Here is a 25807-nt window from a genome sequence, read left to right as displayed (position 1 = left end):
AGCAAATGAATTTATAAAAAGTTAGCGATATACTAGATTTAAATCAGCAAATGAAACCAAAAATATATATCAAATCTTAATAATATGTTCAGGATCAAAATTACAATTAGTTCGTTAGTTCTGCTTTTTTTATCTGTTAAACTGTTTGGACAACAAGTTTACAGGCCTTTACTAAGTGAGGAAAGTCTGGAAGCTGTAAACAGAAAATTCTCGATTTTTTCAACCAATAATAATTCGCAGTTTTTACATGTCAAAGGAAAGCCTAATGCTGGTATAGTCTGGATTAAAAATTTTCTATTCGAAAGTGGCACAATTGAATTCGATGTCAAAGGTAAAGATGTTCTGCAGGAAAGTTTTGTCGGTATTGCTTTTCATGGGACGAATGACAGTACATATCAAGCAATTTACTTTCAGCCGTTCAATTTTCGATCCAATGACCCGATCAGGAGAAAACATGCTGTGCAATATATAGCACTTCCGAAAAATGATTGGCCATACCTCAGAAAAGAATTTGCAGATAAGTACGAAGCCCCCTTGCTCCATGATGTAGATCCGAATGGCTGGTTTCATGTCAAAATTGAAGTATCAGCAGAAGCCATTAAAACTTACATCAATAGGGACAAAACTCCTGTGTTAGTCATTAAACCATTGCTTCAAGCCTCTTGGGGAAAGATCGGTTTTTGGACAGGAAATGATTCGGATGGTGATTTCACAGATCTAAGAGTTCTTTCTAAAGAAAAAAATAAAAGCATAAATTATATAGACGATCGGGTCACTATTGGTCATGACATCAGCCAGTCCAGTAACTAGGTTGATTGATTAGCTCCTTTGTACAAAGCTAGGTAACATTAAAATCTACGGCTTTATTTCTTTGTATATCGGCTGGAATTCGCGATGCCATTTCTCTAATTTATTATTCTTAAACCTAAATAAATAGAACTCGTCATCAAAAGGAAAATTCCTGTAGGAAATAACTTCTATAGTATCCTTAGCATTTGCTTCCTTTTCCGCAATTGAATAGGATGATCCGAGAATATCAACAACTTGCAATTTAGACATGCCTAATTCAAGCTGCTCCATCTTCGATTGTCTCATTGTGGCAATTCGTGCGCCAGAACAAGAAGATAACACCATAGTTAAAAGGCTTAAAATGGCTATTAAATTATTCTTCATATATCTAATTTAACAAATAATTTACATTGATCTACTTATATCAGCGATAGAATTTAAAATTGAAAAGCTGATTCTAATAAATGATTTATATCCCTAATTGTACCCTTCCTCTTTCTTCATATACCTATATAATAGCGATGAAGGACTTCGATCCGTATTGTTTCTGTACAAATTATCGTGACCAAACATAATAAATGAGTCTTTTGCTCGCGATACCGCAACATTTAACATATTTGGACCCATATCAAAGAAAAAGCTAGTATTTTTCATATTTGGACCATATACCGATGAAAACAGGATAATGGGTCTTTCAGCCCCTTGCAGGGCATGGACCGTACCAATGGTCAGATTCTTCATGGGGATATTTGCTTTTTGCAAGACCGACTTGAGTATAACTTTTTGCCTAGCGAAAGGCGTGATTACGGCAATCAGGTCTCCGATGATCAATTGCTTGGCAGCCCGATTTTCCTTGACTGCAGCTGCTGCCTCCAACTGTTGATAATAAGCAAGGATATGTGCACTGTGCTCGGAAATCCATCTTGCTATAAACGACGCCTCTCCACGATTTGCCTTACTGACCGGCGATGGATCAGTATCAAAATCGTGATGTATAAACTTCATCGGTGGTAACACTAAATCCTTTGGTGCCGTTCCCTTCTTTGGTTGCAAAAGTCCTTTATAGGCCAACTGGTTACAATAGCTGATAATTTCATCATAGCAGCGGCGGTGCTCTGTCAACCATAAACCGCGAGACAGCTTTTTTCTTTCGTGATGTGGTGCTGTCTTTTGTGCCAATTTCATGATCGACCCTGTACTACACAGAAAGCCGGCATCACTTAATACACTATAGTCGCCCTCATTTCTTAAAAGTGCATGCTTGTACAAATTTGCTTTATCTACGGGTTTACTCACGCTCCATACCGGATCTATCTGAAGAATATCCCCGACAACAATACTTCTCCTGGCAAGACCGAAAGTCGCAGCCCCTACTTCCGGAGTTACTTGCCCGGCTTCGTCAACAATCAAATAATCAATAGCTGAATACAAGGGTTCACTATCCCATTTTTTCCTTCCATTGGCATCCATTCCCTCGTACTTTAACTTCTGAAAGAATTTGGGAGCCATATAAAAAGTAGATACAAAACATGGAAAAAGCATGCTAAAACGCCGCCAGCGGGCTAAGGCAAACTGGTCGACAGTTTTCCAATGGCTATTCTCGTCAAGGGCCAACTCAACCTCGCACAGCCAACGTGCTTCCCAATAATGCACGGCAAGGAAAAACATGTCATTCTTAAGGCCAGTCTCCAATTCGTCAAAGAAAAAAGGCTTTTTGTCATTTCCGACAGCTAAATAATCATTTTCACTTAAAGGTGGATCTGTGTGGATTTTATTCTTTTCCTTCCAGGCTTCCCATTGACGAATCCGGTCTTCTATCTTTTGCAAGAGCTCAAACTTTGATTCAAAAAATTGATCGATGTCTCTTGTCCTTTTTATATCAACCGCAGAGAGATCAAACCTAAGACCGCGGAACAAAGCTTTCAACTGTTGTTCCCGGATTTTAGCAACGAAGGGCAAAAAGATAAAAACTTTGATCCACCAAGGTTCTCTTAGATAATACTCATTTTTTATCCGCTCGCCATCTTTAAGCTCATTTGTGATGGTAATGACCTGGGAAAGAAAATCGCCTTGTCCAAGACTAATTTCTCCTTTATACTGTAATCCTCCGATCAGCTGTTGGATCTCTATATACGCGTTCCAATTTGTAGTCCCCTGCTTGAGTTCATCCTCACGCTCCAGGAGCGCTGCCCGTAGGAATCCAGCGATTTCCGTGGGGCTTTTAATAAATTTCTGTGCAGGGAACTGTTGATGAAAGTTGTCTATAAATATCTGTTTTGCCCTGTATAAGAAATTCTCGTTTTCAATACGGTCTGCTATACCACCCTTTAATTTTTGAAAAGGTATCTGCTCAGATACCTCCTTCCCTGTACTAGGAAGATATAACGCGAAGCTGTTGATAGCTGGGATCCACCTTGAATATAACGGTTCATTTTTTGTTTTCACATTTTGGAAGCTGTCAACAATATTAGTGACGGCCTGGTTATTAGTTGAACAAGCTAGTATTACCGTAGGCTCTTCCCCCCTTATTGCAGATTTCACAACCTCGTTGGCGACCACACTCTGCAATAAAGTTGTCTTCCCCGTTCCGGGAGGACCGTTTACAGCCAGGATTTCCCCGTCTTCCATTCGATTGATCTCGTATAAACTTTGCCTTTGCGTAATGGAAAGTGGATATTCGTACCCCATTTGGCCTAGGTGGAAGATGCTCCTTTGAACGAATTCTGAATAAGGAATCAACGGCCTGAGACCAGTGGGATCAAACCGTGCCAAATTTGTCAAAAGCGGAAGCTCCTCCATATTGAGATGAATAAGATGGTCGTAAAGCTTAACAATACCATCAGCTGCCATTTGGATCGATTCGTCAATGATTAAAACGCAACGTTCAAATTTCTCATAATCAACAGCTAAGTAACTATTCATATGCTGCTCGGTCATTGCAGAAAATTGATCGGCAAGATGTCGGTAATATTGCTTCCAATCGGTTCCGACAAAAACATCTGAAAAAGCTTGATCGACCTGATCGACCGAGGAAAACACATAGTCCAAGGACTGGGGCGGCAGTGGTTCCAAATAATCCCGGCAAACATAGGGCATCGTTTCGTCAGGTATAGACAAACCTCCTATACGATCCAAATTGGCTCTTATCAAAAAAGGAAGCATCAGATTTTCGTCCTGGATACCCTTGCTATGTCCCACTTTACTGTTAATAACAAAGGGACTAATCAGTACAGCTATTTTATCAAGTTGAACCCATTCAGGATCTTGACGATCCTTTATGCCTTTTTGCTCATTTAACTTGACACTCTCCTGGTCAATGATTTTTTTTGCTAAGTCAGGCAACACTTTTCCTGTTGCAAGATCAATAGCATCTATTCCTTCTATAACATAACTTACTTTACCTTCATTAAGTCTAATAGCTGGTCTGGTCGCATCCGCCAAGGAGTTGCGCCAATATTTTAGCGTATCGAGATAGCTCATCTTTTCACTTTTGATATTCAATCTGGTATTTGCACAAAAGATAGCCATTTTTTCATCAATAGTTATTCAATAAATTAATAAATAGGCTAAGAAGACATTACGTTTACTCAACATCCATCGAAATGTTGGGAATCCATTATCATCTGAAATATTGGAAAAACCTCCGTGAAAATTTACGTTTGAGCCATCAAGGAAATACAGCTATTAACTAATGGTTTGCAATTAACAGATCACAACCGAGACTATGTTTTGCTTGAAGCATTCAATTCTTCATAAATCTGCATGATCAAGCTTTTATAGTGGACTTAATAACCAAGCCGCTTTAATTTCCTTTTTTTGCGCCCCCACCAGATCAAAAAGCCTGTAATAGGAAGAGATGTAGCGACTATGCCTGCCAAAAAGGTAGATAGTTTACCAAACTGCCCCCACCATTGCCCCATGTGGAGCTGCCAGACATAATTCTCTACTTTCTCGTGGATGTTATCTTGCTCGGAGACAGTGATACGGGTCCCAGTATACTTATCAAAAACGGCAATATCCATATTTTCGGTGCTCTTCAGACCTGAGGTCCCCCCAGAGAACACATAAGCGCCAGATTTTTCAAGTCTGTAAATCCAAATACCGATATTTTTTTTGGTTGCATATTCATTGCTGAAAAGCTGATCAACGATAGGTACCATATCCAGCTCTGTTTTCCCTTTGATTGCTTTAGGGAGGTTCTCCGCCACATGGTTTGCCGATCCGCCCGCAAGTTTTACCGTGAGTTCACCCAGTGGATGAAAAAATATAAGCAATCCTGTAGCACTCAATACCACGCATAAAATCAACGAGTAAAATCCATATACGTTGTGAAGATCATAATTCAGCCTTTTGAATTTTGCCTTCCACTTGATCGTAAAACTGGCCTGTCTCGTGGTCTTGTTCCATCGATTGGGCCACCAGAGTACCAGTCCCGTGATGGAGCTGATCAAAAAGATTATCGTTGAAATGGCCACGATCCATCCCCCCACCTTACCTGCCAGCAAGCTGGCATGCAGATGTGCCGTGATATAGAAGAAATAGATGGTCGTATCGACCTTGAGTACCTCCGCAGTATAGGGATCGATGTAAAGATGAGCCAATTTTTTGCTCTTTCCATCAAATACCCTTGCACGAACAGAGCGCTTTGGGTCCTTGAAAAAGACAAGTTCCGAAATAGCCAGGTCAGGACTGCCTTTTTTGATGGATGTCAACAGTTCTTGACTCGTCGCCTTCTGCACTTTCACTTCCTTGACAAAACGCGCATCACCGGCACAGATATCCATGATCTCGTCGCCATAGACAATGATCACACCAGTAAGACATACAAAAACCAGAATCACACCAGAGACAATGCTTGGCCAAAGGTGTATCCATGAAATAAAGCGCATGAAAGCTGTCTTTCCTTTCCGCTTGGGGACCTGGTCCACCACTACTGGTCTGGGTTTCAATTTGGGGGTATACGTTGCCATTTCTTTTTTCTTTAAGTCTGTAGATTAGAATTTGAAGGACAAACTAGCCAGCACTTCGGTCGGCTTCTGTGGTTTTCCATAAAAATCCCAGTAATCGATATTGCCCAGGTTATTGAGCTTTAATCCAATCCTATATTTGGGCTGATCATAAAATGCTGTCGCACCGAATACCGTATAGGCAGGTGTTGCAAATACCTCATCAAGGTCCAGGTAAACTTTATCGACATGATTTAAGCCGACCCCGATCCCAAATCCCTTGATCCGTCCATCAAGAAATTTGTAGGATGTCCATACGTTAGCAACATTTTTAGGCGTCCATACCATACGTTTTCCCTGTGTGGAAGCTGTATTTTTGATGTATTTATTATCATTGTAACCATAGCCGAGAATTACGTTCCAGCCGCGCAATGGACTGGCAATAAAATCAAATTCGAACCCGCGGCTTCTTGATTTACCGTTCTGTACGCTGATGCCATCGGCAACTGTCCAGAGAATGTTGGACACTTCAATGTTGTAATAACTGACCGTGGTATTTACTTTCCCGCCGAACAATTCGGCCTTTGCCCCCACTTCAAATTGATTGGCCTGCTCCGGCTTCCAGTTCATCATTTCGGGTTCGCCAGCCTGATTTTCGCTGGCATAACCACGTGAAGAAGCCAGATTGGTGAAACTGTTCATGTAGTTTGCAAACACAGACAGCTGATCTTTGATCGGCTGGTATACTAACCCAATTTTTGGCGATACATTGGTCTGCTTATAACCCTCAGTCGTTACCGCGGTGCTCATGGCCGGATTGACATTGGGGGTATAGCTATAGGAATCCCCATTAATATAGTGGTTCAGGCGCATGCTCAGCATCACAAACAAGCGGTCCGATAGATTGGTTACATTCGAAATATAAGCACTCAGGTTTTTGTAGCTGGATCGGCTATAAGAGTCACCGGGACTATTTTCAGCCCTGGATTTTTGGATATCAGCCCGGGAGATCGGCTTCCAGGCCGCATCGGTGATACCGATGGTATCGTAGGTAATAAAAGCAGGTGACATGCTCTGATCTGTACTCTTATAATAAGAATAGTCAAGACCTGCAACGAGTGTATTCTTTACTTTACCCAGGTAGTAATCACCTGTAAAATTTTGCTGCAAAGAATTGTAGGTCAGATTATAGCGGTCAAAAATACGGTAACGCCGCTGAATCTGGTTATCATTGAGATAAGTTGGCACAAAGAAAATTGACTCTTTGTCCCCGCTCTGATTAAATTGGTAAGAAGTACGCGAGACCCAGTTTTCGGAAATGCGGTACTCCAGTTCTGTCCCGACATTCATATTGGCCCGTGAGGTTGTGATATCATCACTCAACATCGCGCGGTCATATGGAAGCGGAACTTTATCCATTGTACCGTAAGACAACTTATTGGTATTCCTTACATAAGCTAATAATGTTTTTTCGGGAACATAGATATCTGCGTCAAAACGGACGGTGGTGCGTTCGTTGGGTTTGAACAGGAGGCTACCTGCAAATCCCATGGCCTTCTGTTTTCCGGCATCCTGAAAACCATCCTGCGTACTTCCCATTAAATTAAAACGAGCCAGGGCAGTCCTGTCTTTATTGAGTGGCGTGTTGATATCTGCCGTGATACGGTTCATACCCCAGCTCCCCGTGGTATACCCTACCTCACCACGGAAAGATTCGAAAGGTTTCTTGGTCACATTGTTGACCACCCCACCGTAGGAAGTGACCTGTGATCCGAATAAGGTTGCTGAGGGACCTTTTATCACCTCCACCCGCTCAATATTGAATATCTCGGATGCTGTACGTGGATTGCTCGGCAAACCGTTCCGCATGGTCACATAGGCATTGAATCCACGCATGTAAATCTGATTTCCACTATCGTTGACCCCATTGCTCACCACTGCACCGGCAACCTGGCTCATGGCCGTGTTGTAATCCGTAGCACCCAATTCCTGGATCAGTTCCTTCGGAATGACCGAATACACTTGTGCATTCTGTAGATTCGCCAGTGGCATACGCGAGATGTCCTCTGTTTCCTTTCGGGCAAACTTATTCTTCTGAATATCCTCGACAACCACTTCCCGTAGTTCGTTGTATTTTGATTCGATGATAATTGGATCAATGGATTGGTTGTCTCCGGCTTCGATCCGGAGCGATCTGGTCATGGCGGCATATCCCGCATAGGTAATGACCAAGGTATAGTTTCCTGCCGGTGCCTCCAGCCTAAAGTTCCCCTGCTCATCCACTCGGGTGCCAAAACGTGTATCGCGCAATACGACGGATGCATACGCCAAGGGTTTATGGTCGGTGGTAAAGACCTGCCCACTTATTTTTCCCATTTGCTGCGCCAATGCGGCACATGGAAAAATGAGGCTAAATAAAATCACTATTCCCAGCGATTGAAAAGTGATGTAATTGTTTTTCATAATATATATAGTATGTAGATTAATGATGAATCATGCTGAAAACACTGCGTTGCAAAATCGGCTACTCTTGCCCATTTTACATGAATTACAGTATCTATTTTTAATAAGTCTAAATAATTTTGCAAAAATAAAATGTATTTTTGTTGAAATACCAACGAGAAAACGAGTATTATATCAACGAATTTTGACCATGATAGACGAGAATCTGTGCTTCGCATCGGCCTTTGAGCATCGGCTGATTACGCTCCAGGAAGATTACATGAGCATCATTATGGATGATATCAGCTATGCAGATGTCAAAGAACAGATCTGGAAGGATCGCGATTATATTTTGATTTATCGGGAGTTAAGCTTGAAAAAGCCGTTTGTATACCCCACTACGCACAAAAACGGTCTCTTAAAGATTCAGTTTGAACTCGAGGGCTATTCTTCGTATATCCCTATCAAGGAATCGGACAGCAATCTTCCGATTGAAATCAGAGACGGGCAGTTCAATCTTTTTTATATGCCTTATGTGCGTGGTGATCTTCATTATACGGTCGACCGGCGGTGTATCGACCTGATGCTACCTTTGGATTTCCTTTCCGCATTGGAGCTGGTATGCCCTTTGATCAGGGAGCGATTTGACAAAGCCGTTGCCCAGGGTAAAGGCTTTAAGCTATTTGCGCAGGCTCAACCGATTCCTTTTAAGGTAAGGGAATGCCTCAAAGAAATTATAGATAACACGATGCCAGCCAGTCTCTCTCGCTCCTATTTCCGGGTCAAAGTAAGGGAAATTATCTTGCTGATACTGCTCCATTACTATGAAATGAGTCCCGATCAGGATAGCCAACCACCGGAGGTCAGAGGAGCGGAGAAAGCTTCCTTCATCAAACAGTGGATACTCAGACATCTGCATGAGCCAATCGATATCGATCTGCTCTGTAAGCAGTTCAATTCAAATCCAACCACACTGGGACGTATATTTAAACAGCACTTCAACTGTTCGGTCAAAAAATTTGTCTGTAAGCATCGTATGGAATGGGCTTTGCATGCCCTAGGAAGTGGAGATTACAGTATTAAGGAGATAGCTGGATATTGTCGTTATGAATATCCACACCATTTTACCCATGCCTTCAAAAAGCATTTTGGAAAGACTCCGCGCGAGATAAAACTAGCGTCGAAAGAAAAGTATGTAAGCGGCACCGCGGAGATACCGACAGGTCGGAGATAAGTTTTGTTTGAATGAGAGGGATGGATAGAACGGCATGACCTGTATATTTAAACTCTTTTATTATTTAAAGCTTTGCACCATTTCTTTCGATTACATCGCGGACAGGCAGCTGAATGATGTGCAAGATCAGACAGCACTTGCCCACAATACATACAGGCATAGGGTCCCGGGGAAGCTACACTTGTCACCGCTTTATAGGCTGATGGGAACAGGGGCAATCCATAACGGACCTTGTCATCAGCATAAAACAAAACACTTAAGGTCCCGTCAATCTCCAACACCCCTTCCCTCACCTGGCCCAAATGTTCAACATTTAAGTTCCTCAATTCAGCGAAAAATTCCATCCTGGAAAAATTATTATCGTTTTCATGCTTAATATCGAACACGCCATCTTTTACCACAGGCAGTACTTTTCCTTCCAACAACAGCGTAACCTTTTCGGAACGGGAAGCCAGCCAGGTAATCGATTTATAGACCACAATAACACAAATAAATACAACCACGGAGTAGAATATGGGAAGATCCTCCTGAAACATGGGGTCTCCGGCAGCTGATCCTAAACTAATGATAATAGCGACCTCAAAAAGGGTCAACTGACGTACGCCCCGCCTTCCTGACAGTCTCAAGATAATTAATATCAACAGGAACATTATAATGGTCCTTGCGCCAATTTCAACCAGAAAGGAAAAATCTACGCCGTCCGCAAAAATTTTATGAAAATCGATCATATTCTTTAAGTAATCTCACTGCAGTAAAAACCCATATTTGGCTTGATGAGGTTGACAATTTGCGGCAAAATAGCTGGTATTTTTCCGCGGATCTGACTATGCCTTCGGTACTGGTGCATTTTCAGCAATGAGTTTTTCATGCCTTAATTCCTCCCAAAAACCTACTGGAATCGTAGCCTTGAAAGACGCTGCATTTTGTATGGCCTGTTCAGCAGTATGTGCTCCTGGTATAACGCCTGAAACCTCGGCAGGTGCAGCCGAAAATTGTAGCGCGGCGGTACGTAGGTCCACGGCATGATTCTGAGCCACGCGCTGCAAAGCCGTTCGTTTTTCCTTCACGCCTGCCGGAAAGCTGCCATCATACAAATAACGGTCTTTACCCGACAAGAAACCGGCACATAGGGGTGCCCCCACAACAATGGACACATCGCGGGCCGCAACTTTCGGAAATACCTGATTCAGCGCGTCGTCGTGTTTTATCAACGAATATTGGCAGGCAGAAAGAAAAATATCGGGATCTGCAACATCCAGGGTTTGCAATATGGGTTCTATGGTATTGACCCCTAGCCCCCATCCCTTTATGATCCCTTCTTCCCGCATCTTGGTCAGCTCGGGCATAGCGCCTTTAGCGGCTTGCTCAAAATAGCTGGCATAGCTGTCCTTCATGTCGCCATTATCGGGTGAAAGATCGTGAATAAAGACAACATCGATAGACGACAGTCCCAGGCGCTGTAGGCTGTCTTCGACACTTTTTCGTACCCCGGAAGCACTATAATCATAGGTATAGCTAAAATTTAGTTTCCCCTTCCATAACAACTGTTCCATGGTAAAATCTTCTTTGGGCACTAGGAGGCGTCCCACTTTGGTTGAAAGCGTAAAGCTCTCCCGGGGCTGATCTTTTAAAAATAAGCCCATTCGACGCTCACTGATGCCCAGACCATACCAGGGTGAAGTATCAAATAATCGTACCCCTGCCTTCCAGGCCGCTTCTACTGCCTGTAGACAGTCAAGATCTGAGTTGTACTGAAATCCATTACCTAGGGCTACCCCTCCAAATCCAGCTTTATCGCTGGGACGAAACCGTTTCTGTTGAACTAAATTTTCAGGTGTTACCATCTTATCGTCTTTAATTGTTGCCATCAAAATATCAGGCCTTGCTGCACTCAAGGCGAAACCTGCTCCTACAAGGCCTGTTTGCACTAAAAATTTTCTTCTTTTCATACGTGTCGCCCGCTCTATATTCCCTTGACTGCTATTTACTTCAATTGCTTTGGCCAGCCAAGCCGAAACTTGAACTCGCATAGCGAGATCAGGAATCTCCCATTAAAAACCAATCTCAGGCCTGCTTTGTTTTAGCAGATCACGGGCTATGCCGCCAGTCAATCAAAAAAGTAGGTAATAGCATTATGAAAATTTAGCAGTGTACCTTAGATCCTTTGTCATGCTTATTTAACAATAAAACGATGGAACATCTTATATTCCATCGTTTTATGACCACAAAGCTGATCTTGTTTCTGGGTTTAACTTATTTCGCTCAACTAAGCCAATGAATGTTTATTGAGCCTTCTTGGTCAAAGGGAAAATAGGACTTTCAACGTGCGCTTCCTCGATCAAACGGCGTAATTCCGCTACTTTTCTGGGCTTATCGGTAGCAATATTATGCTGCTCCTTTGGATCTTGTTTAAGATTATACAATTCCGCTATTGGTGCGCCGCTCATTACTTGCTGCAATATGAGCTTCCAATTACCTTTACGCACAGCCTGACGTCCTCCGTCCTCATGGAATTCCCAATAAAGATAGTCATGCTGCTTTTGCTTTTTGCTTTGCCCCAGCAAAGTGGGAACAAAAGAAATCCCATCGGTATATCTAGGATGATCTGTTTTGGCTAGTTCAACCATCGTTGGCATAATATCCCAAAAGGCGCCTACATAATTTGATGTTTTTCCTTCGGCAATTTTACCTGGCCAATAAGCAATGAACGGAGTCTTTATCCCGCCTTCATAAAGATCACGCTTTGTCCCCCTCAATCCGCCTGAGCTATTGAAAAAGTTGGGGTCGGCTCCGCCTTCCTTATGCGCCCCATTATCACTAGTGAATAGGATAATGGTATTGTCCAGCAGGTTATTTTGACGTAGTCGTTCAACGATTTGACCTACATACGCATCCATCCGGCTTACCATACTAGCATACATCGCATGGGGCTTATCTACACCTGCATATCCCGGAACTGTTGCCTTGGGGCCATAATCATTGCCCCGGAACGGCTTTTCATCAAACTCATGGGCATATTGTTTGTAATACTCATCCTCTGGTCCTGCGAGCTCGGCGTGCGGCAGTACAGTAGGAACAAAAAGAAAGAAGGGTTTATCTTTGTTGGCATCGATAAAAGCAAGGGTCCTCTCCTGAATCAATGCCGGTGCATACTGACCCTTTGCCATCAATCCATTGCCATCAAGTTCGATCCGTTGCTTATTATGCCAGAGGTGGGTAGGGTAATAACGATGCGATTGTCGTTGACAATTGTATCCATAAAATTCGTCAAATCCTTTCTGATCCGGTGCACCGCTTGTACCCACCATGCCCAATCCCCATTTGCCAAAGGCACCAGTGGTATAACCTGCCTTTTGCAACAGCATAGCGATAGTCTGCACCGAATCGGCCAGTGGCTGTTGGCCCTCTGGTTCAATTTCCTTATTGCCCCGGACGTAAGTGTGCCCAGTATGCTGTCCGGTCATCAAGGAGGAACGTGATGGGGCACACACCGACGTTCCCGCATAAAAGTTGTCAAACTTCATACCGGCTCGGGCCAATGAATCGATATGTTTGGTGTCAATCTTCGTCTGCCCATAAACCCCCAAATCGCCATAACCAAGATCATCAGCCATAATAAAAACTATATTTGGTCTTTTGTTTCCAGTTTGCGCAAAAATACAGCTTGTTGTTGCCACCAATAGGGTAGCTAAGACTGCTTTCTTCAGCGCGATAAATGTTAGTGCTTTCATGTGTTCTAAATTATTTTTACCAACCTTCGTTCTGTTTTAAACTTTTATTCTGTACCAGTTCTGCCGCTGGTATCGGATACAAATAATAGTACTCAGGAAATGGAGATGGTGCTTTACCTTCGTAGGCGATATAGCCTTTTGCCTGTCCATTTTCTACCGGAATGGGCGTATTGGCAGGGACATCCACCCCCTTGGTAATATATCTTCCTAATTTCTGAGCAACAGCATAATCCATTTTTTTCCATCTTCTGAGATCATCGAACCGAAATCCTTCACCCATCAGTTCAACAGCACGCTCCCGACGTATTTCCCACAGTGCTGGGCTTACAGTCTCATCACGTTTAGGGTCCTGTGGAATTGCAGTTAACTGCAGTGGAGCCACTCCTCCGCGTGCCCTTAATCTGTTTATCGTTTGATCGATAATTTGCTGGTTGATTTCCCCCAGTTCATATTTTGCTTCTGCATAGCCTACCAATAGTTCCCCGAGTCTGAATATAGGAGCATCGTTGATATCCACATTCTGGATTCTATTGATTTTATTACTGAATTTGTAAAATCGGTATCCGGTATAACTCACACTATAGGGTTGTCCATTGGTGAAATCTACATAATGCGGTTCTTCTTTCAATATTAGACCTTCCCAGTTCATCCAGGGTAAAGTTTTATGCTTATCGTCTGAAAGTGTGGCCATCAAATCGATATACTCCCGGTCCTTGGGATCATCGGTATACTCCCAAAGCATATTTGTTGCTCCTATTTTAACTTTATAAGGAGGTGGAATGGTAAAGTATAGACGGGTATCACGGTTCCGGAATTCAGCATATGCACTTTCATCTCCATCAAATGATGGGCTTATCCAGCGGGTTTTCCCATCTTTCATCAGGTACATATCCACAGCTTTCTTGGTGAGATCCCATCTGCCGGAGGAATTACGTGCCAGGGATGCTAAACTATGTGTAATCTGATTCAGCTCATACTGTTTATACAGAAAGACCTCGGCTACATTAGCCAATGATTCACTGTTGAACAGCAGGTCATAATTGCTCAACAGTGGTATCGTACTGGATAGAATTTTTTCGGCCGCTGCTGTTGACAGCCTGAGGTATTTTTCGGCATCTTTAAGCTGATGATATTTCCGCCAGGTCCCTTCCCGTAAGCCAAAACGTGCGGTCAGCGCCAAGACAACCTGACGATTTATGGTATTGGGGCCGTCCCCGTTTTCCTTGATATTTTCTCCAGCATAACGGAGCATTTCAGCGATGTGTGCGGCAATCTCATCACGACTTCCAGGGGTACCGTACAGAATATCGGTATCACCATCGTTAATCGTGCGCTCTACCCAGATCGCCTGACCGAATTTGTTAAGCAGATCCATGTATTGGTAAGCCTTAAAAAAGTAGCCTATGCTACGGATATGCTTCTTTTCTGGCTCAGACAATTGACCTGCACCTTCTATATTATCCAAAAGCACATTGATCGATCGTATCTGCACAAATGGGTTACTGTAATCGTCACTTGTGGATGGAACCACCTTCCGCTGCCAAGCCCAATCAGAAGTGGCGTTTGCCTGTGCCTTGGCAAATAGGTCACCATGGACCTCAGCATCAGGCGCTGCATTACTATAGCCTGGAAAAGTGCCATAGAATTGCCAAGCATAAGAAATAAAGTTATTATAATTTGTGAAAGTACTTTGTTCTGTCAATGTACCTTCCGGATCGAGATCCAGTAAATTGCTGCAGCTCGTTAACGATGTGGATAGCCCCAGGCAAAGGATATAGTGTATAAATTTCTTTTTCATAATATTCTGCGGTTTTTGATGATTTAAAACGTGACATTAACGCCAAAGCTGTACTTTTTCAGGAATGGATAAATACCTCCTGATCCTATGTTTTCACCATCAGCCTCCATCCCTTTTGGCATGTGGTCGGCTTTAAATAGGTTTTCACCCGAAACAAACACCTTGATGTTGTTGACCACCTTGCTCCGTAAAATTTTATTGTCGATGGTATACCCAAGTGTAATATTGCGTACACGAAGATAGGAGCCATCAGCGAGGTATTTGGTCTGCGTCCTTCGATTTGCCGCCGTATTTAAGCCTGCGTTTGCATAGACACGGGCATAAGTGGCATCCGTATTGTTCGCAGTCCAATAGTCTAGATTATCCTTATAGAGCGTACCGAATTCGTTATTATATGGCCACACTAAGAAATTGCTTAACCAAAGATCCCGCTTTCCTACGCCTTGCAAAAATACGCTCAAGTCAATATTCTTATAAGAGAAATTACTATTCAGACCGAATTGAAACCGCCTATGATTATTGCCTATAACCTTCATATCGCCAGGATCGGATACAGTGCCTGTACCGCTGAAGATAATGCCATCACCATTTAAATCAGCATACATAACATCTCCCGGATTCTGTGCAACACCTTTGTAATAGGGGATTCCTTCTTTTAACGTCCCATTTAACAAATTGGCATCTAAGCTATTTACCTGAAAATCATCTACCGTATAATAACGGTCTGTGACATATCCCCAGATCTCGCCGATTTCTTTTCCTTTGTAGAAACCATCGACCAATCCAGCACTATTATTGATTTTGGTAATGAAACCTCTATTATCTGAAAGATTGAAAGTGAATGAATATTTAAAATCTTTAATCCTGTCTTTCCAGGAAAGTTCCAGTTCCCATCCTTTTGACTCCAGATCTGTAATATTTTGGAATGGAGGCTTTGAGCCCAGTACTGCCGGTAAGTCAGCTCCCTGATAGAGCATTCCTATGGTCTGACGTCTGAACCAATCAAAACTTCCGTTCAATTTACTGTTAAACAAAGCAATATCAACCCCCAGGTTTAAAGTACGCGCTTTCTCCCAGGAAAAAGTAGAACTGATTAAATTGGGCGGATTGATGGTCAGATAGCGGATACCGGTATTCGGATCAATCCAGTTGGCATTTCCCGTTCCCATCTGGGGTATTGCAGGAAAATAAACTTGATTTTTATCGGTGTCAAATACGACCTGGTTACCGATTTCACCATAAGAAGCCCTGAACTTCAACATGGGAATACTATTTTTTAGCCCCTCCATAAAATGTTCTTCAGCAACATTCCAACCAGCAGAAACGGATGGAAAAAAGCCAAACCTGCTGCCTTTGAGGAATCGAGAAGAACCATCTAGCCGACCGTTCAACTCCAATAGATAACGGTTCTTGTAATCATAGTTAATTCTGCCAAAATAACCTAAAATAGCATATTGACTAAAACTGTCGGATGTATTCTGTGTCCCTGTACTTGTGCCCAAGGAAGGTGAATCCGGACTTAAAATTCCATATCTTGTTGCTGAAAACGACTCAGTGTAGCTTTTCTCATAGTTTGTTCCCACCAAAACTTTCAGATTATGATCATCCAATGTACGACTATAACTGGTATACAGATTTAAGGCATTATAATCTGTCAGGGAATTGGAACGGGTATAAAAATCTTGATTGAACAGGTATTCCGTATTAAAATTATTCGGATTCATATACCTATTTCTGTTCTGCGCATTTTTATTGTTCAGATTATTCTTACTAAAGGTATATTCAGCGGTGATGTTCCAGCCCGGTAAAGGATTATATTCCAGTTTACCAAAGAGTCTAAGATTTTCCTCGTATCTGCGGGAAGGATCTTCATATTTCAGATAATTGTTGGGGGTACCGTAGGGAATGGCTTTCCCGTCGCTGTCTATTGTCTCGCCGGGATTAAGGTACGACCCGAACGTTAAGGCGCGATAAAACATCTCTCCCATATTGGCAGGTGTCAACCGATTATCTTTTTTATAGAAGACATTGACACTTGCATTAAAATTCTTGAACAATTCGGCATTTACATAGGCATTGAAATTATATCTGCTATAGCTATCTTTTTTGGTCATCATAATGCCGTCTTCATTGCTATACATACCAGAAAGTCTGTAGGCGATTTTTTCTGAACCACCTCTGATGGAAAGATTATGCAAGTGTTCAAACCCTGTCTGGAATACCTCATCGTATAAATCATATTCTTTCAGCGGGTATTTTGTATTATTTATTTCAGTTATTCCATCGGGATATTTCGCTGGATCCGTTTGATAGTCTTTTAATACTTCAAGCCAAGTATCGACATTTTGTCCTGCCCAGTTGGAGGTATTACCAAAGTCTTTTAATGCCTGTACAAACTCAAGTGGGCTCGCTTTCTCGGGGAGTGTTGAGGGGCGGCTCCAGGTCAGATTACTGGAGTAATTGATGCTGGTCGGCTGATTTCTGGACCCTTTCTTTGTGGTTATCAGAATAACCCCAAAGGCTGCTCTGGCGCCATAAATAGAAGAGGCAGCAGCATCTTTCAGTACGGTGACATTTAAGATATCCTTGGGGTTGATATCGTCCATGTTCATCGGGACGTTGTCGACCAATACCAGTGGGCTACCACCATTGATGGAAGTGACTCCCCGAATATTGAGTTCAGTTGACGTTCCGGGGCGGCCTCCACCAAATGTTACTTGTAAACCAGGCAAAGCCCCTTGCAATGCTTGAGAGCTACTGCTAACAGGTCGATCTCCCAATACTTTTTCCATATCAACTGAGGCGACAGATCCTGTAAGATTGGCCTTCCTTTGGGTACCATAACCAACAACAACAACTTCATCCAAGGAGGTCAGATCTTCCTGTAAGACAATATTCATAAATGACTGGCTAACCGGAATCTCCTGGCTGATAAAGCCAACGTTACTGACAAGTAAAATCGCATTTGGTCCACTTACTTTTAAATTAAATTCGCCTTTATCGTTTGTACTTGTACCGCGCTCCTTGTTCTTTTCGACCAGGGTGACACCCGACAAAGGCAAACCCTGACGGTCTAAAACCTTTCCTTTGATGGCAAGCCCCTGAACTTCTTTATTGTTTACGGTGATCACATAGGTGTTTTCATTCGTATTTTGCATACTAAGCTGAAATCTATTCAGCAATGGCGCTAAGGCGTTAGTCCAATTCTGGTTCTCGACAGAAATAAGGGGAAGGTTTTTATTGGCTATCACATTGTCAAAATAGATAAATTTGACTTTTGTCTGCTTTTCAATCGTTTTTAGCACAGTCTTAAGGTCGGTATTTTTTATTTTTAGGGATACCTTTTCCTGTGCTTTGGTACTTATTCCGAAGACCTTTACGGTAAATGCAAAAGTGAGCGCTAACGTTAATTTTGTCATTAATGCATATTTAATGGTGCTTGACTTTCGTGCAAAAAATACCTGACCATGTAAATTTTTTTTCATAGTTTTAAATTGATTATGGAACCATAGAGTGCTTTATCTTTCTCAGGGACTTCGCACTCTTATTTCATGAGCATGAAGGATACATCATGAGGTGTATCCTTTTTTGAAACTTTATGTATAATCTTTCATCATCGTTTATTTAGGGTTAATATAAAATAATTGATTCGTTTTCTTCACGGATATGTAGCTTTGGATTGGCGAGCAAAATAGTCTTTAAAGCCATCTCAAGGCTATAATTCTCCATTGTTCCGGTAAAGGTGGTTTTCTCCAGCTCGATATTGTCGATTAGCACAGTTCGGTTGTACCATTTGCTTATTTTGGAAGCCACAATATTCATCGGATCAGCCTCAAAGGATAGTTTATTTTCTAGCCATAACGCTTCGGAGGGCATTTTCTCTCCTTCCTGCACCGTAAGTGCTGTACGTTTTACCATAATTGTACGGGGTTTGTCCTTCGATGGCTGCACATTGCCATTCGAAGCTATTGTTAGCTTATCTCCGGGTACTAACCGGTAGGTTTCACCATTCTTTTGACTTTTCAATTCAATAGCCCCTTCCACCAGTGACGTCTGTGTTTTGTTTTCGTCCTGATATGCTCTAATATTGAATTTTGTCCCCAATACCTTTACTTCGGAATCCTTATAGGATACTATAAATGGATGTTTTTTATTTTTAGCGACAGCAAAGAAACCCTCTCCTACCAATTTAACCCGACGTTCTTTTTTATTGAAATCTGTCGCCAAATAAAGCTTGCTGTCGCCGTTCAGCCAAACAGTACTGCCATCAGGGAGGTTAAGAATCCGTTTCTCGCCCTTAGCACTGCTATAGCTTATTTTATATTCGATAGCTTCTTGTTGAGATGAATACCACCACATGCCGACACAAAAGAAGATCATAATACTAGCAGCTACTAGATACAGGAGATAGCGACTTTTAGCTGAGGCTCTTTTTGGAACGCTTTCGGGGACCTTGTCTTCCAGTTTTTGCCATAGCAGATCAAATGCCTTCTCAGTTTTTTCGCTGGCTGATGGCTGCGTTCGGTGCTGATTTTTAATAAAATGATAAAGGACTTTATTATCCGGATTGTCAATGATCAACTTCTCCAAAAGTAACTTCTCTTCGGCTGTCAGTTTCCCCTGGATTTCTTTATTTAATAATTTTAGAAATTGATCTTGATCCATCTTAATTTTGAGTCTTTACAATAAGAACCAAAAACAGGTAAATCTCACCAATAGAAATTAAAAATAAACATTAAAAAGCTGACTACTAACTTTTTATTTTTCTCAAAGTAATAGAATCCCTGAGGCGGCGGAGAGCTAGTTGGATATGCCGGTCAACAGTATTTGTAGAAATTTCCATAATGGCAGCCGTTTCATGATAAGTACAGCCAAGTTCCTTGACTAAGGTAAAAGCCATTTTACACTTAGAAGGTAATTCGTCAATGATCTGTTGGATAACCTTCAGATTTTCACTGGAGATATATTCTTGTTCTACACTTGGATATTGATAGTTAAAATCAATAATTTCTGAAATATCCACATGCGAATGTTGTCTTTCAAGGTATTTTATGGCATTATTTCTCACAGACCTAAAAAGATAAGTTTTAATGTTTTCTATTTCCATTAATTTATCTTCCAATAACCACAATTTCATGAAAATTTCTGAAATAATATCTTCAACAGGTTCTGGTGACTTAATAATTGCATAGCCAAATTCATATAAATCAGAATAAAATTTTTTGAATAAAGTTTTAAATGCAAGTTGGTCTCGATTGAATACAATTGCATACCGCAATTCAGTCCATAAAAAGGGATCTTGATTCAACTTTTGCATTTAAATAAAAATATGAAATGGTCTATAGGAAATAAAGATATCAATTTTTGCAAGAATATAAGAATTTAAAAATAGCAGTATCTGATCAACACTTATTCATCCATATATTATTTAAGTCGCTGGTCGTCTGAAAGAAATTGATTGGAAAATTATACTTTATAGCTAACTTCTAATTTATAGCCTTTGCCACGGACTACAACAATTTTGATATCGGAAGCTGTTTCCAATTTTTTCCTGAGCTTTGAGATAAACATATCCAGGCTCCGTCCCACTATTACCCCTTCATCTTCCCAGATCTCTTTTTGTAGTCTCGTCCTAGCTATTGTCTCATTAGGAGACAGCGCAAAAATATGCAATAGTCTTGCTTCCGTTCGGGTCAGATCTATACTTTCGTTATTTATCTTCAGTTGCTTTTCCTGTGGATCAAATTGTAATGCCCCTAACGTGATCAGCTGAGCAGCTCGACCGTCTTTGGGAACTTTTCGTTGTGCAACAGGTCTAAAAAAGACAAAACAAACAAAGGCCAATGCAGACAGGCTCCCCAAAATATATGTTCCTTTCGCTGCTCCTTGTTCTGCTGGCTTGAATTTAATGTTAATGGCATAATAGCCACGAGGTTGCTCTCTCCCCAAACAAGGTGTAATATCGTCGTGTTTATCTCCAGCTATAGCAAAGCCATAGGTTACCGTACGAGTACCACAGTTGAGGACATTAACAATATAATCACCTCTAAACGGGGTTTTAGCCAACAGATCTTTCGTCGTGTTTAACAGGGAATCGGGCTGAAAGGTAAGATGCTGTTCAAATCTAATCTGGTATTCATCTGCTGTAATCCTTTCTATAGGAAGTACCCTTGAGGTACTATCACCCGATTGTAAGAGTAACAGATGTCCAAGCTTACGGAGTGAGATTTCTGTTCTGGAGTCATCAAAGTCGCTTCTCCCCTCTATACTGAAGGCCAATCCGATAAAGGCCATGGACAGGAATACAAATGTTAGACCAATGATGTATCTACGTTTTCTGTTGAGGAGATTTTTGAAATCATATCGCATAAGAGGACATTATTTACAAAGTTTACAATTTAATTTACAATCCTGAACGGTCTGCTATAAAGATATCAAAGTATTTTCGCTCAACCAACTTTGATAGCATATGAACAAGGCAAAAAACATCTCTATTTTACTGCTGTTTTCTTTTTTTATCAGCTCTTGCAGCGAGATCAACCAGGAAAAACAACAGATACATCATTCAAGGTCTTTATTCAACGATGCAGACGCTACACATGGCCCCAGTGGAATCGTGCGAACGGTAAAACAAGATCGAAGGGGCAATATTTGGATTGCTTCTTGGAAAGGTATCTTTCGATACGATGGAAAATCCTTTACCAATATAACAGCTGCAATCAGTTCAGCCCGCTTTTTTTCCATACTGGAAGATAAAAAAGGAAACTTTTGGTTCTCCACGGTCGGATCAGGTGTCTACTATTATGATGGGAAGTCCTTTCGCAATTTTACGACAAAAGAAGGTCTTGCTGGTAACCGGGTCACTGAAATCTATGCGGATAAGGCTGGTCATATTTGGTTCTGTACTGAAGCGGGATTAAGTCGCTATGATGGACAGTCTTTTCAGAATTTTGCGTCAAAAGACAGATTATCCAACAACAGCATCAACTGGATCACGGAGGACCAGATAGGAAAACTATGGTTTGGGACAGGTGAGTACGCTTACGTTTATGATGGTAAAAGATATAAAACCCTAAGTCACAAGGGCAAACCTTTCAAAAATGTTCGTACCATCGTGGAAGATAAAAAAGGGTATATCTGGCTGGGTGGAAATGATGGACTATGGCGCTATGATGGTACTACCTTCACAAACTATACACGCCAATTCGTTGGCTATATCTACGAAGATAAACATGGAAATATTTGGACTAGCTCGGATAGTATAGTAAATAGAGACTTCAAACATGTCTCACAACCAGCTACGAAGGTAACAAGCTGGATCCTCTCCCGATATAATTCAAAATCGTTATTGGATCCTACCACTCCTCCCGTGATCATCAGATCGGGTGAAGCACAGATTTTTGGAATTACGGAAGCTAACGATGGGAGTATATGGTTTGGCACTTTAAATGGGGTAAGGCATATTAATGGTAAAAATTAAAAATGGCACAGAATTGTCATTACCATATGACCTACTCTTTTCGGAATTATAAAACATATCTTTCTATCGGCATATTCAAGTATCGTTCTTTGATTATTTTGACATGGTTTAGTTCGTGCCCAGCGATATGATAGACTAATGCTCTCACGGTCCTCATATTGCTGATACGTCCTCCTACATCTATCATCCCACCACTTCTCATAAAAGAATCTTCCGGCAGATTCTGAAATAGTGTTAAGGTCGCATTTCTGATGGTTTCATATTCCCCGAAAATACTTTCTAAACTTCTTTCATTGGCATAAGCATATCTGGTATAATCGTTTTCTTCAAAACCATGCAAAGGCGTATTGTCGTTTCTTGCATAACGCAGCGCCCTATATGAAAAAATTCGTTCATCGTCAATATTATGGACCAATACTTCTTTGATGGTCCATTTATTCTCAGCATACCGGTATAACAATCTATCAGCAGGCAAGGAGTAAATCAGTTTTTTTAGCTTAAAAAAATTATCGTCCAATTCCTGCAATATATCCGTGTCTGTTTTGATCAGGTCAAAATACGCCTGAGAATACGAAGGATATTCACTTTTATCGGGTCTTAATATTAGTCTATAATTGGTCATTATCTATCCATTTATTATTAATAGCACTCCAGTTACTCGTAACCACCTGTTTGGCTTCGACATATTTCTCATGCCCATGGAAATAAATATAATATTTTTTCAGGCAGAAACAAGGTTCACAAGGAGAACTACTTCACAGAATCTCATTCAGACAGATTATGCAACATTCTAACGCTAAACTCGACTTATTCGTAGTTATTAGCTATAAATAATTGTCATCAAGCTTTAGCATAAGAAACTTAAATGTATGGATTTATTCAAAAAATTGCTTCTGGCGATCCCATCTCTGTTGTTTTTCTCTATATCTTATGGTTCATACCATACAACGAACATTCACCGTATCGATTCAACTTTTATTGTTACGGGTATAGTGGTCGATTCTATCACCAAAGAGCCCGTTCAATTGGCTTCAATATACTTGTTGGTCCATCAAAGTAATAACAGCCCTGTAAAAACAGCTATGACCAACGAAACTGGAAACTTCCGATTGGAGCACAATCGATTTCCGATTTACATCAAAATCAACCATATGGGGTTTAAGCCTCAGATCAGAAGAATTGCAACGCTGAATGAGAGCAATATAGATATCGGTACTATAAGACTGCATAAGATAGACAATAAACTGGAGGAGGGTGCAGTCTCTTCCAAGAGACCAACCCTAGAGCTTATTACCGGTGGCTATAAATTCAATGCTGAAAATAACATAATAGGAAACAGCACAAATATGGCTGAACTGCTCAAGCAGGTACCGGGACTAGCTGTCGATGAGATGGAAGGTAAATTACAATTGCTTGGAAAAGGAGCTACTGTACTGATAAATGGTCGTAAAGTCAACATGGGAGGTCGAGACCTGTTGAACTACTTAAAATCTCTGCCAAGCAACGATGTACTCTCCATTAATGTGCTTACTAATCCGGGCGCAGCGTATGATGCCACAGGTGATGGCGGTATATTAGATATCATACTTAAGAAAAATTCCAATTTGGGTTTCTTTGGATCGGCAAATGCTAGTATTTCTACGCTTTGGGGAACAGACGAATCAATTAACTTAAATCTCAAAAAGGATAAGTTCAATGTTTCATTAGGCTATAGTTTTTCGTACGTGGAAAACCTTTATAGAAGAAATGATCTCATAAGGAACTATTACTTACCTGATTCTAGTTTCCTGTTTAGGCAACAGCAGATTACCGATAGATCCCAACGGACCCATTCCGTTAAATCCAACCTACTTTATAATATTGATTCGACGAGCACCATTTCCCTGAACTATTGGTATGCTTATCTCTTTAGTAATAACCCCAATGAAAGGATCGCCAGTATATATAATAGAGATGATAAGTTTCAACGGCTCATCAAGCAGAGTGATCTGAACTTTTTGGACAATGATTTCCATATTGTTGATCTGGTCTATGATAAAAATTTTAAAAAGAATAACAAGCTCTCGATCGGCGTAAATTATGCTAAATACGCCAATGAGAATAATATGTCATTTTGGAGAAAGGCGTATGATCTTTCTGGCATTGGAATAAATTCCTCAGAAAACGATAGCCGAAATTTTATTATTATCAGACCTTATGATGTCTGGTCATTTAATGCAGATTATGAACATAAGGTAGGAAAAGGCTTTGGTCTGAAACTGGGAGCAAAATATAACCACGCGAATACCGAAAGTAACTTTAGGAACTTGGCCATCAATGGAAATATCACAAGTGGAGAAAAAAATAGTAGAGATGATGTTCACTATAACGAGAGTATTCGTGCTGCCTATTCTTCTTTTGGTGGTAAATATAGGCACATCTCCTTCGATGTTGGTCTACGGCTGGAATCTTTCAATTATAAATTACGGTCCGTTTCAACTGCCGAACAGATAAAAAATGATTATCTTAATTTATTTCCCAATTTTTATGTACGATATGATTTCGAAGACCAAAAGAACAGTGTTTCACTATCGGGGAATAGAAGAATTGAACGGCCTGGCTATAGTATGCTCAATCCATTTGTGGTGACAAATACGCTTGGATATTTTAGCAATGGTAACCTACATTTAAAGCCTTATTTTACTAATAGGTTGGATGCGCAATATTCGCATAAGTTTAATAGCAACCACTCACTGATACTTTCTGTATATGGCAACTCTTCAAAGAACATGTTTACCTATGTCACGAGGTATAATCAGGAAGTAGCAAGCCCGGAGTTTAACTATTATAATGATTACAATCTAAACCAAATTGGGGGTTATTTAATGTCTCAAAACAAGTTTGGAGCCAGGGTGAATGTCAGTACATATTTATCGGTCCAACGCCCGGCTTTCAAATCGAACAATTCGGAAGATGCTTTGTTACCCGGAATTGTAAACTTTAATGGATCGATCAATACTTTTATCACTATTCTGCCAAAGACTACGGTTCAAATACTTGGCTTTTATGCATCGAAAAGAAATAGTTTCCAGATGAAATATGGGGCAACAGGCTATATTACGACAGGGGTACAACAAAAATTGTTCAGGGACAAGCTGAACATATCGTTGACTATTGAAGATATTTTTAACTTGCAAAAAGTTCCTATTGCCAGTTTAGGTCATGTCATTTCGATTGAGTCAATGAATAAATTGAAGTCGAGATACGCAAAATTGAGTTTAAGTTATAATTTCGGAAAAACCTTCTCTACAAAGCAGCCCAAAAAGCTGGAAAAGGATGCGAGAATAGATTAAACTAGCAATTCATAAGGCCCTGAAAATTTTATCAACAGGGCCTTATGAAGGATAT

Annotated in this window: 17 protein-coding genes; 4 read left to right on the top strand and 13 right to left on the bottom strand. The window is 41.0% G+C overall.

Annotated features, from left to right (window positions below; translation table 11 throughout):
- The first annotated feature begins 84 nt into the window (after positions 1–84).
- Positions 85–810, top strand: a complete 726-nt coding sequence (locus HX021_RS20740; RefSeq protein WP_286592523.1) for a hypothetical protein — start codon at positions 85–87, stop codon at positions 808–810.
- Positions 811–855: 45 nt separating this feature from the next.
- Here the strand turns inward: HX021_RS20740 and HX021_RS20735 are convergent, their stop codons facing one another.
- From HX021_RS20735 to HX021_RS20720, 4 genes are all read right to left on the bottom strand, one after another.
- Positions 856–1173, bottom strand: a complete 318-nt coding sequence (locus HX021_RS20735) for a hypothetical protein (RefSeq protein ID WP_286592522.1) — start codon at positions 1171–1173, stop codon at positions 856–858.
- A 93-nt stretch (positions 1174–1266) separates the two neighbouring features.
- Positions 1267–4269 (bottom strand): DEAD/DEAH box helicase, encoded by a 3003-nt coding sequence (locus HX021_RS20730; RefSeq protein WP_286592521.1) that lies wholly within the window; start codon positions 4267–4269, stop codon positions 1267–1269.
- Positions 4270–4574: 305 nt separating this feature from the next.
- Positions 4575–5759 (bottom strand): PepSY-associated TM helix domain-containing protein, encoded by a 1185-nt coding sequence (locus tag HX021_RS20725; RefSeq protein ID WP_286592520.1) that lies wholly within the window; start codon positions 5757–5759, stop codon positions 4575–4577.
- Between the two features lie 24 nt (positions 5760–5783).
- The gene (locus HX021_RS20720; RefSeq protein WP_286592519.1) at positions 5784–8198 is read right to left on the bottom strand and encodes a TonB-dependent receptor; all 2415 of its coding nucleotides are present in this window, start codon (positions 8196–8198) and stop codon (positions 5784–5786) included.
- A 190-nt stretch (positions 8199–8388) separates the two neighbouring features.
- On the opposite strand from HX021_RS20720, the gene HX021_RS20715 reads away from it, so the two are divergent.
- Positions 8389–9411, top strand: coding sequence for a helix-turn-helix domain-containing protein (locus HX021_RS20715; RefSeq protein ID WP_286592518.1), 1023 nt, complete (start codon positions 8389–8391; stop codon positions 9409–9411).
- A 47-nt stretch (positions 9412–9458) separates the two neighbouring features.
- Here the strand turns inward: HX021_RS20715 and HX021_RS20710 are convergent, their stop codons facing one another.
- The 8 genes from HX021_RS20710 to HX021_RS20675 all read right to left on the bottom strand — a co-directional run bounded on the left by HX021_RS20710 (position 9459) and on the right by HX021_RS20675 (position 21309).
- Positions 9459–10139 (bottom strand): DUF421 domain-containing protein, encoded by a 681-nt coding sequence (locus HX021_RS20710; protein WP_286592517.1) that lies wholly within the window; start codon positions 10137–10139, stop codon positions 9459–9461.
- Positions 10140–10235: 96 nt separating this feature from the next.
- Positions 10236–11441 (bottom strand): aldo/keto reductase, encoded by a 1206-nt coding sequence (locus HX021_RS20705; protein WP_286592516.1) that lies wholly within the window; start codon positions 11439–11441, stop codon positions 10236–10238.
- A 252-nt stretch (positions 11442–11693) separates the two neighbouring features.
- A complete protein-coding gene (locus HX021_RS20700) occupies positions 11694–13142 on the bottom strand; it encodes an arylsulfatase (RefSeq protein WP_286592515.1) in 1449 nt (482 codons plus the stop codon).
- Between the two features lie 16 nt (positions 13143–13158).
- Positions 13159–14940, bottom strand: a complete 1782-nt coding sequence (locus tag HX021_RS20695; protein ID WP_286592514.1) for a RagB/SusD family nutrient uptake outer membrane protein — start codon at positions 14938–14940, stop codon at positions 13159–13161.
- Positions 14941–14963: 23 nt separating this feature from the next.
- A complete protein-coding gene (locus HX021_RS20690) occupies positions 14964–18098 on the bottom strand; it encodes a SusC/RagA family TonB-linked outer membrane protein (RefSeq protein ID WP_502959019.1) in 3135 nt (1044 codons plus the stop codon).
- Between the two features lie 472 nt (positions 18099–18570).
- Positions 18571–19605: a FecR family protein gene (locus tag HX021_RS20685; protein WP_286592512.1), complete on the bottom strand. Its 1035-nt coding sequence runs from the start codon at positions 19603–19605 to the stop codon at positions 18571–18573.
- A gap of 85 nt (positions 19606–19690) precedes the next feature.
- Positions 19691–20257, bottom strand: a complete 567-nt coding sequence (locus HX021_RS20680; protein ID WP_286592511.1) for an RNA polymerase sigma factor — start codon at positions 20255–20257, stop codon at positions 19691–19693.
- Positions 20258–20406: 149 nt separating this feature from the next.
- Entirely contained in the window at positions 20407–21309 is a 903-nt protein-coding gene (locus tag HX021_RS20675) for a winged helix-turn-helix domain-containing protein (RefSeq protein ID WP_286592510.1), read from the bottom strand.
- 100 nt (positions 21310–21409) lie between these two features.
- On the opposite strand from HX021_RS20675, the gene HX021_RS20670 reads away from it, so the two are divergent.
- Positions 21410–22420 (top strand): ligand-binding sensor domain-containing protein, encoded by a 1011-nt coding sequence (locus HX021_RS20670; RefSeq protein WP_286592509.1) that lies wholly within the window; start codon positions 21410–21412, stop codon positions 22418–22420.
- Between the two features lie 46 nt (positions 22421–22466).
- Here the strand turns inward: HX021_RS20670 and HX021_RS20665 are convergent, their stop codons facing one another.
- Positions 22467–23042: a DinB family protein gene (locus HX021_RS20665; protein WP_286592508.1), complete on the bottom strand. Its 576-nt coding sequence runs from the start codon at positions 23040–23042 to the stop codon at positions 22467–22469.
- Positions 23043–23289: 247 nt separating this feature from the next.
- Here HX021_RS20665 and HX021_RS20660 point away from each other — a divergent pair, with 247 nt between their 5' ends.
- A complete protein-coding gene (locus HX021_RS20660) occupies positions 23290–25752 on the top strand; it encodes a TonB-dependent receptor (RefSeq protein WP_286592506.1) in 2463 nt (820 codons plus the stop codon).
- Positions 25753–25807 lie beyond the last annotated feature (55 nt).

It is taken from the genome of Sphingobacterium sp. N143, from assembly GCF_030325625.1.
Taxonomy (GTDB): Bacteria; Bacteroidota; Bacteroidia; order Sphingobacteriales; family Sphingobacteriaceae; genus Sphingobacterium.
This window is presented reverse-complemented; position numbering and strand designations above follow the sequence as displayed.

What these genes read in the sequence shown, in the direction of transcription:
- HX021_RS20695 (WP_286592514.1), bottom strand. Translation starts at nt 14,940, where the DNA reads ATGAAAAAGAAATTTATACACTATATCCTTTGCCTGGGGCTATCCACA.
- HX021_RS20690 (WP_502959019.1), bottom strand. Translation starts at nt 18,098, where the DNA reads ATGCAAAATACGAATGAAAACACCTATGTGATCACCGTAAACAATAAA.
- HX021_RS20725 (WP_286592520.1), bottom strand. Translation starts at nt 5,759, where the DNA reads ATGGCAACGTATACCCCCAAATTGAAACCCAGACCAGTAGTGGTGGAC.
- HX021_RS20665 (WP_286592508.1), bottom strand. Translation starts at nt 23,042, where the DNA reads ATGACCAATTATAGACTAATATTAAGACCCGATAAAAGTGAATATCCT.
- HX021_RS20700 (WP_286592515.1), bottom strand. Translation starts at nt 13,142, where the DNA reads ATGAAAGCACTAACATTTATCGCGCTGAAGAAAGCAGTCTTAGCTACC.
- HX021_RS20740 (WP_286592523.1), top strand. Translation starts at nt 85, where the DNA reads ATGTTCAGGATCAAAATTACAATTAGTTCGTTAGTTCTGCTTTTTTTA.
- HX021_RS20660 (WP_286592506.1), top strand. Translation starts at nt 23,290, where the DNA reads ATGGATTTATTCAAAAAATTGCTTCTGGCGATCCCATCTCTGTTGTTT.
- HX021_RS20730 (WP_286592521.1), bottom strand. Translation starts at nt 4,269, where the DNA reads ATGAGCTATCTCGATACGCTAAAATATTGGCGCAACTCCTTGGCGGAT.
- HX021_RS20720 (WP_286592519.1), bottom strand. Translation starts at nt 8,198, where the DNA reads ATGAAAAACAATTACATCACTTTTCAATCGCTGGGAATAGTGATTTTA.
- HX021_RS20670 (WP_286592509.1), top strand. Translation starts at nt 21,410, where the DNA reads ATGAACAAGGCAAAAAACATCTCTATTTTACTGCTGTTTTCTTTTTTT.
- HX021_RS20715 (WP_286592518.1), top strand. Translation starts at nt 8,389, where the DNA reads ATGATAGACGAGAATCTGTGCTTCGCATCGGCCTTTGAGCATCGGCTG.
- HX021_RS20685 (WP_286592512.1), bottom strand. Translation starts at nt 19,605, where the DNA reads ATGGATCAAGATCAATTTCTAAAATTATTAAATAAAGAAATCCAGGGG.
- HX021_RS20710 (WP_286592517.1), bottom strand. Translation starts at nt 10,139, where the DNA reads ATGATCGATTTTCATAAAATTTTTGCGGACGGCGTAGATTTTTCCTTT.
- HX021_RS20680 (WP_286592511.1), bottom strand. Translation starts at nt 20,257, where the DNA reads ATGCAAAAGTTGAATCAAGATCCCTTTTTATGGACTGAATTGCGGTAT.
- HX021_RS20675 (WP_286592510.1), bottom strand. Translation starts at nt 21,309, where the DNA reads ATGCGATATGATTTCAAAAATCTCCTCAACAGAAAACGTAGATACATC.
- HX021_RS20735 (WP_286592522.1), bottom strand. Translation starts at nt 1,173, where the DNA reads ATGAAGAATAATTTAATAGCCATTTTAAGCCTTTTAACTATGGTGTTA.
- HX021_RS20705 (WP_286592516.1), bottom strand. Translation starts at nt 11,441, where the DNA reads ATGCGAGTTCAAGTTTCGGCTTGGCTGGCCAAAGCAATTGAAGTAAAT.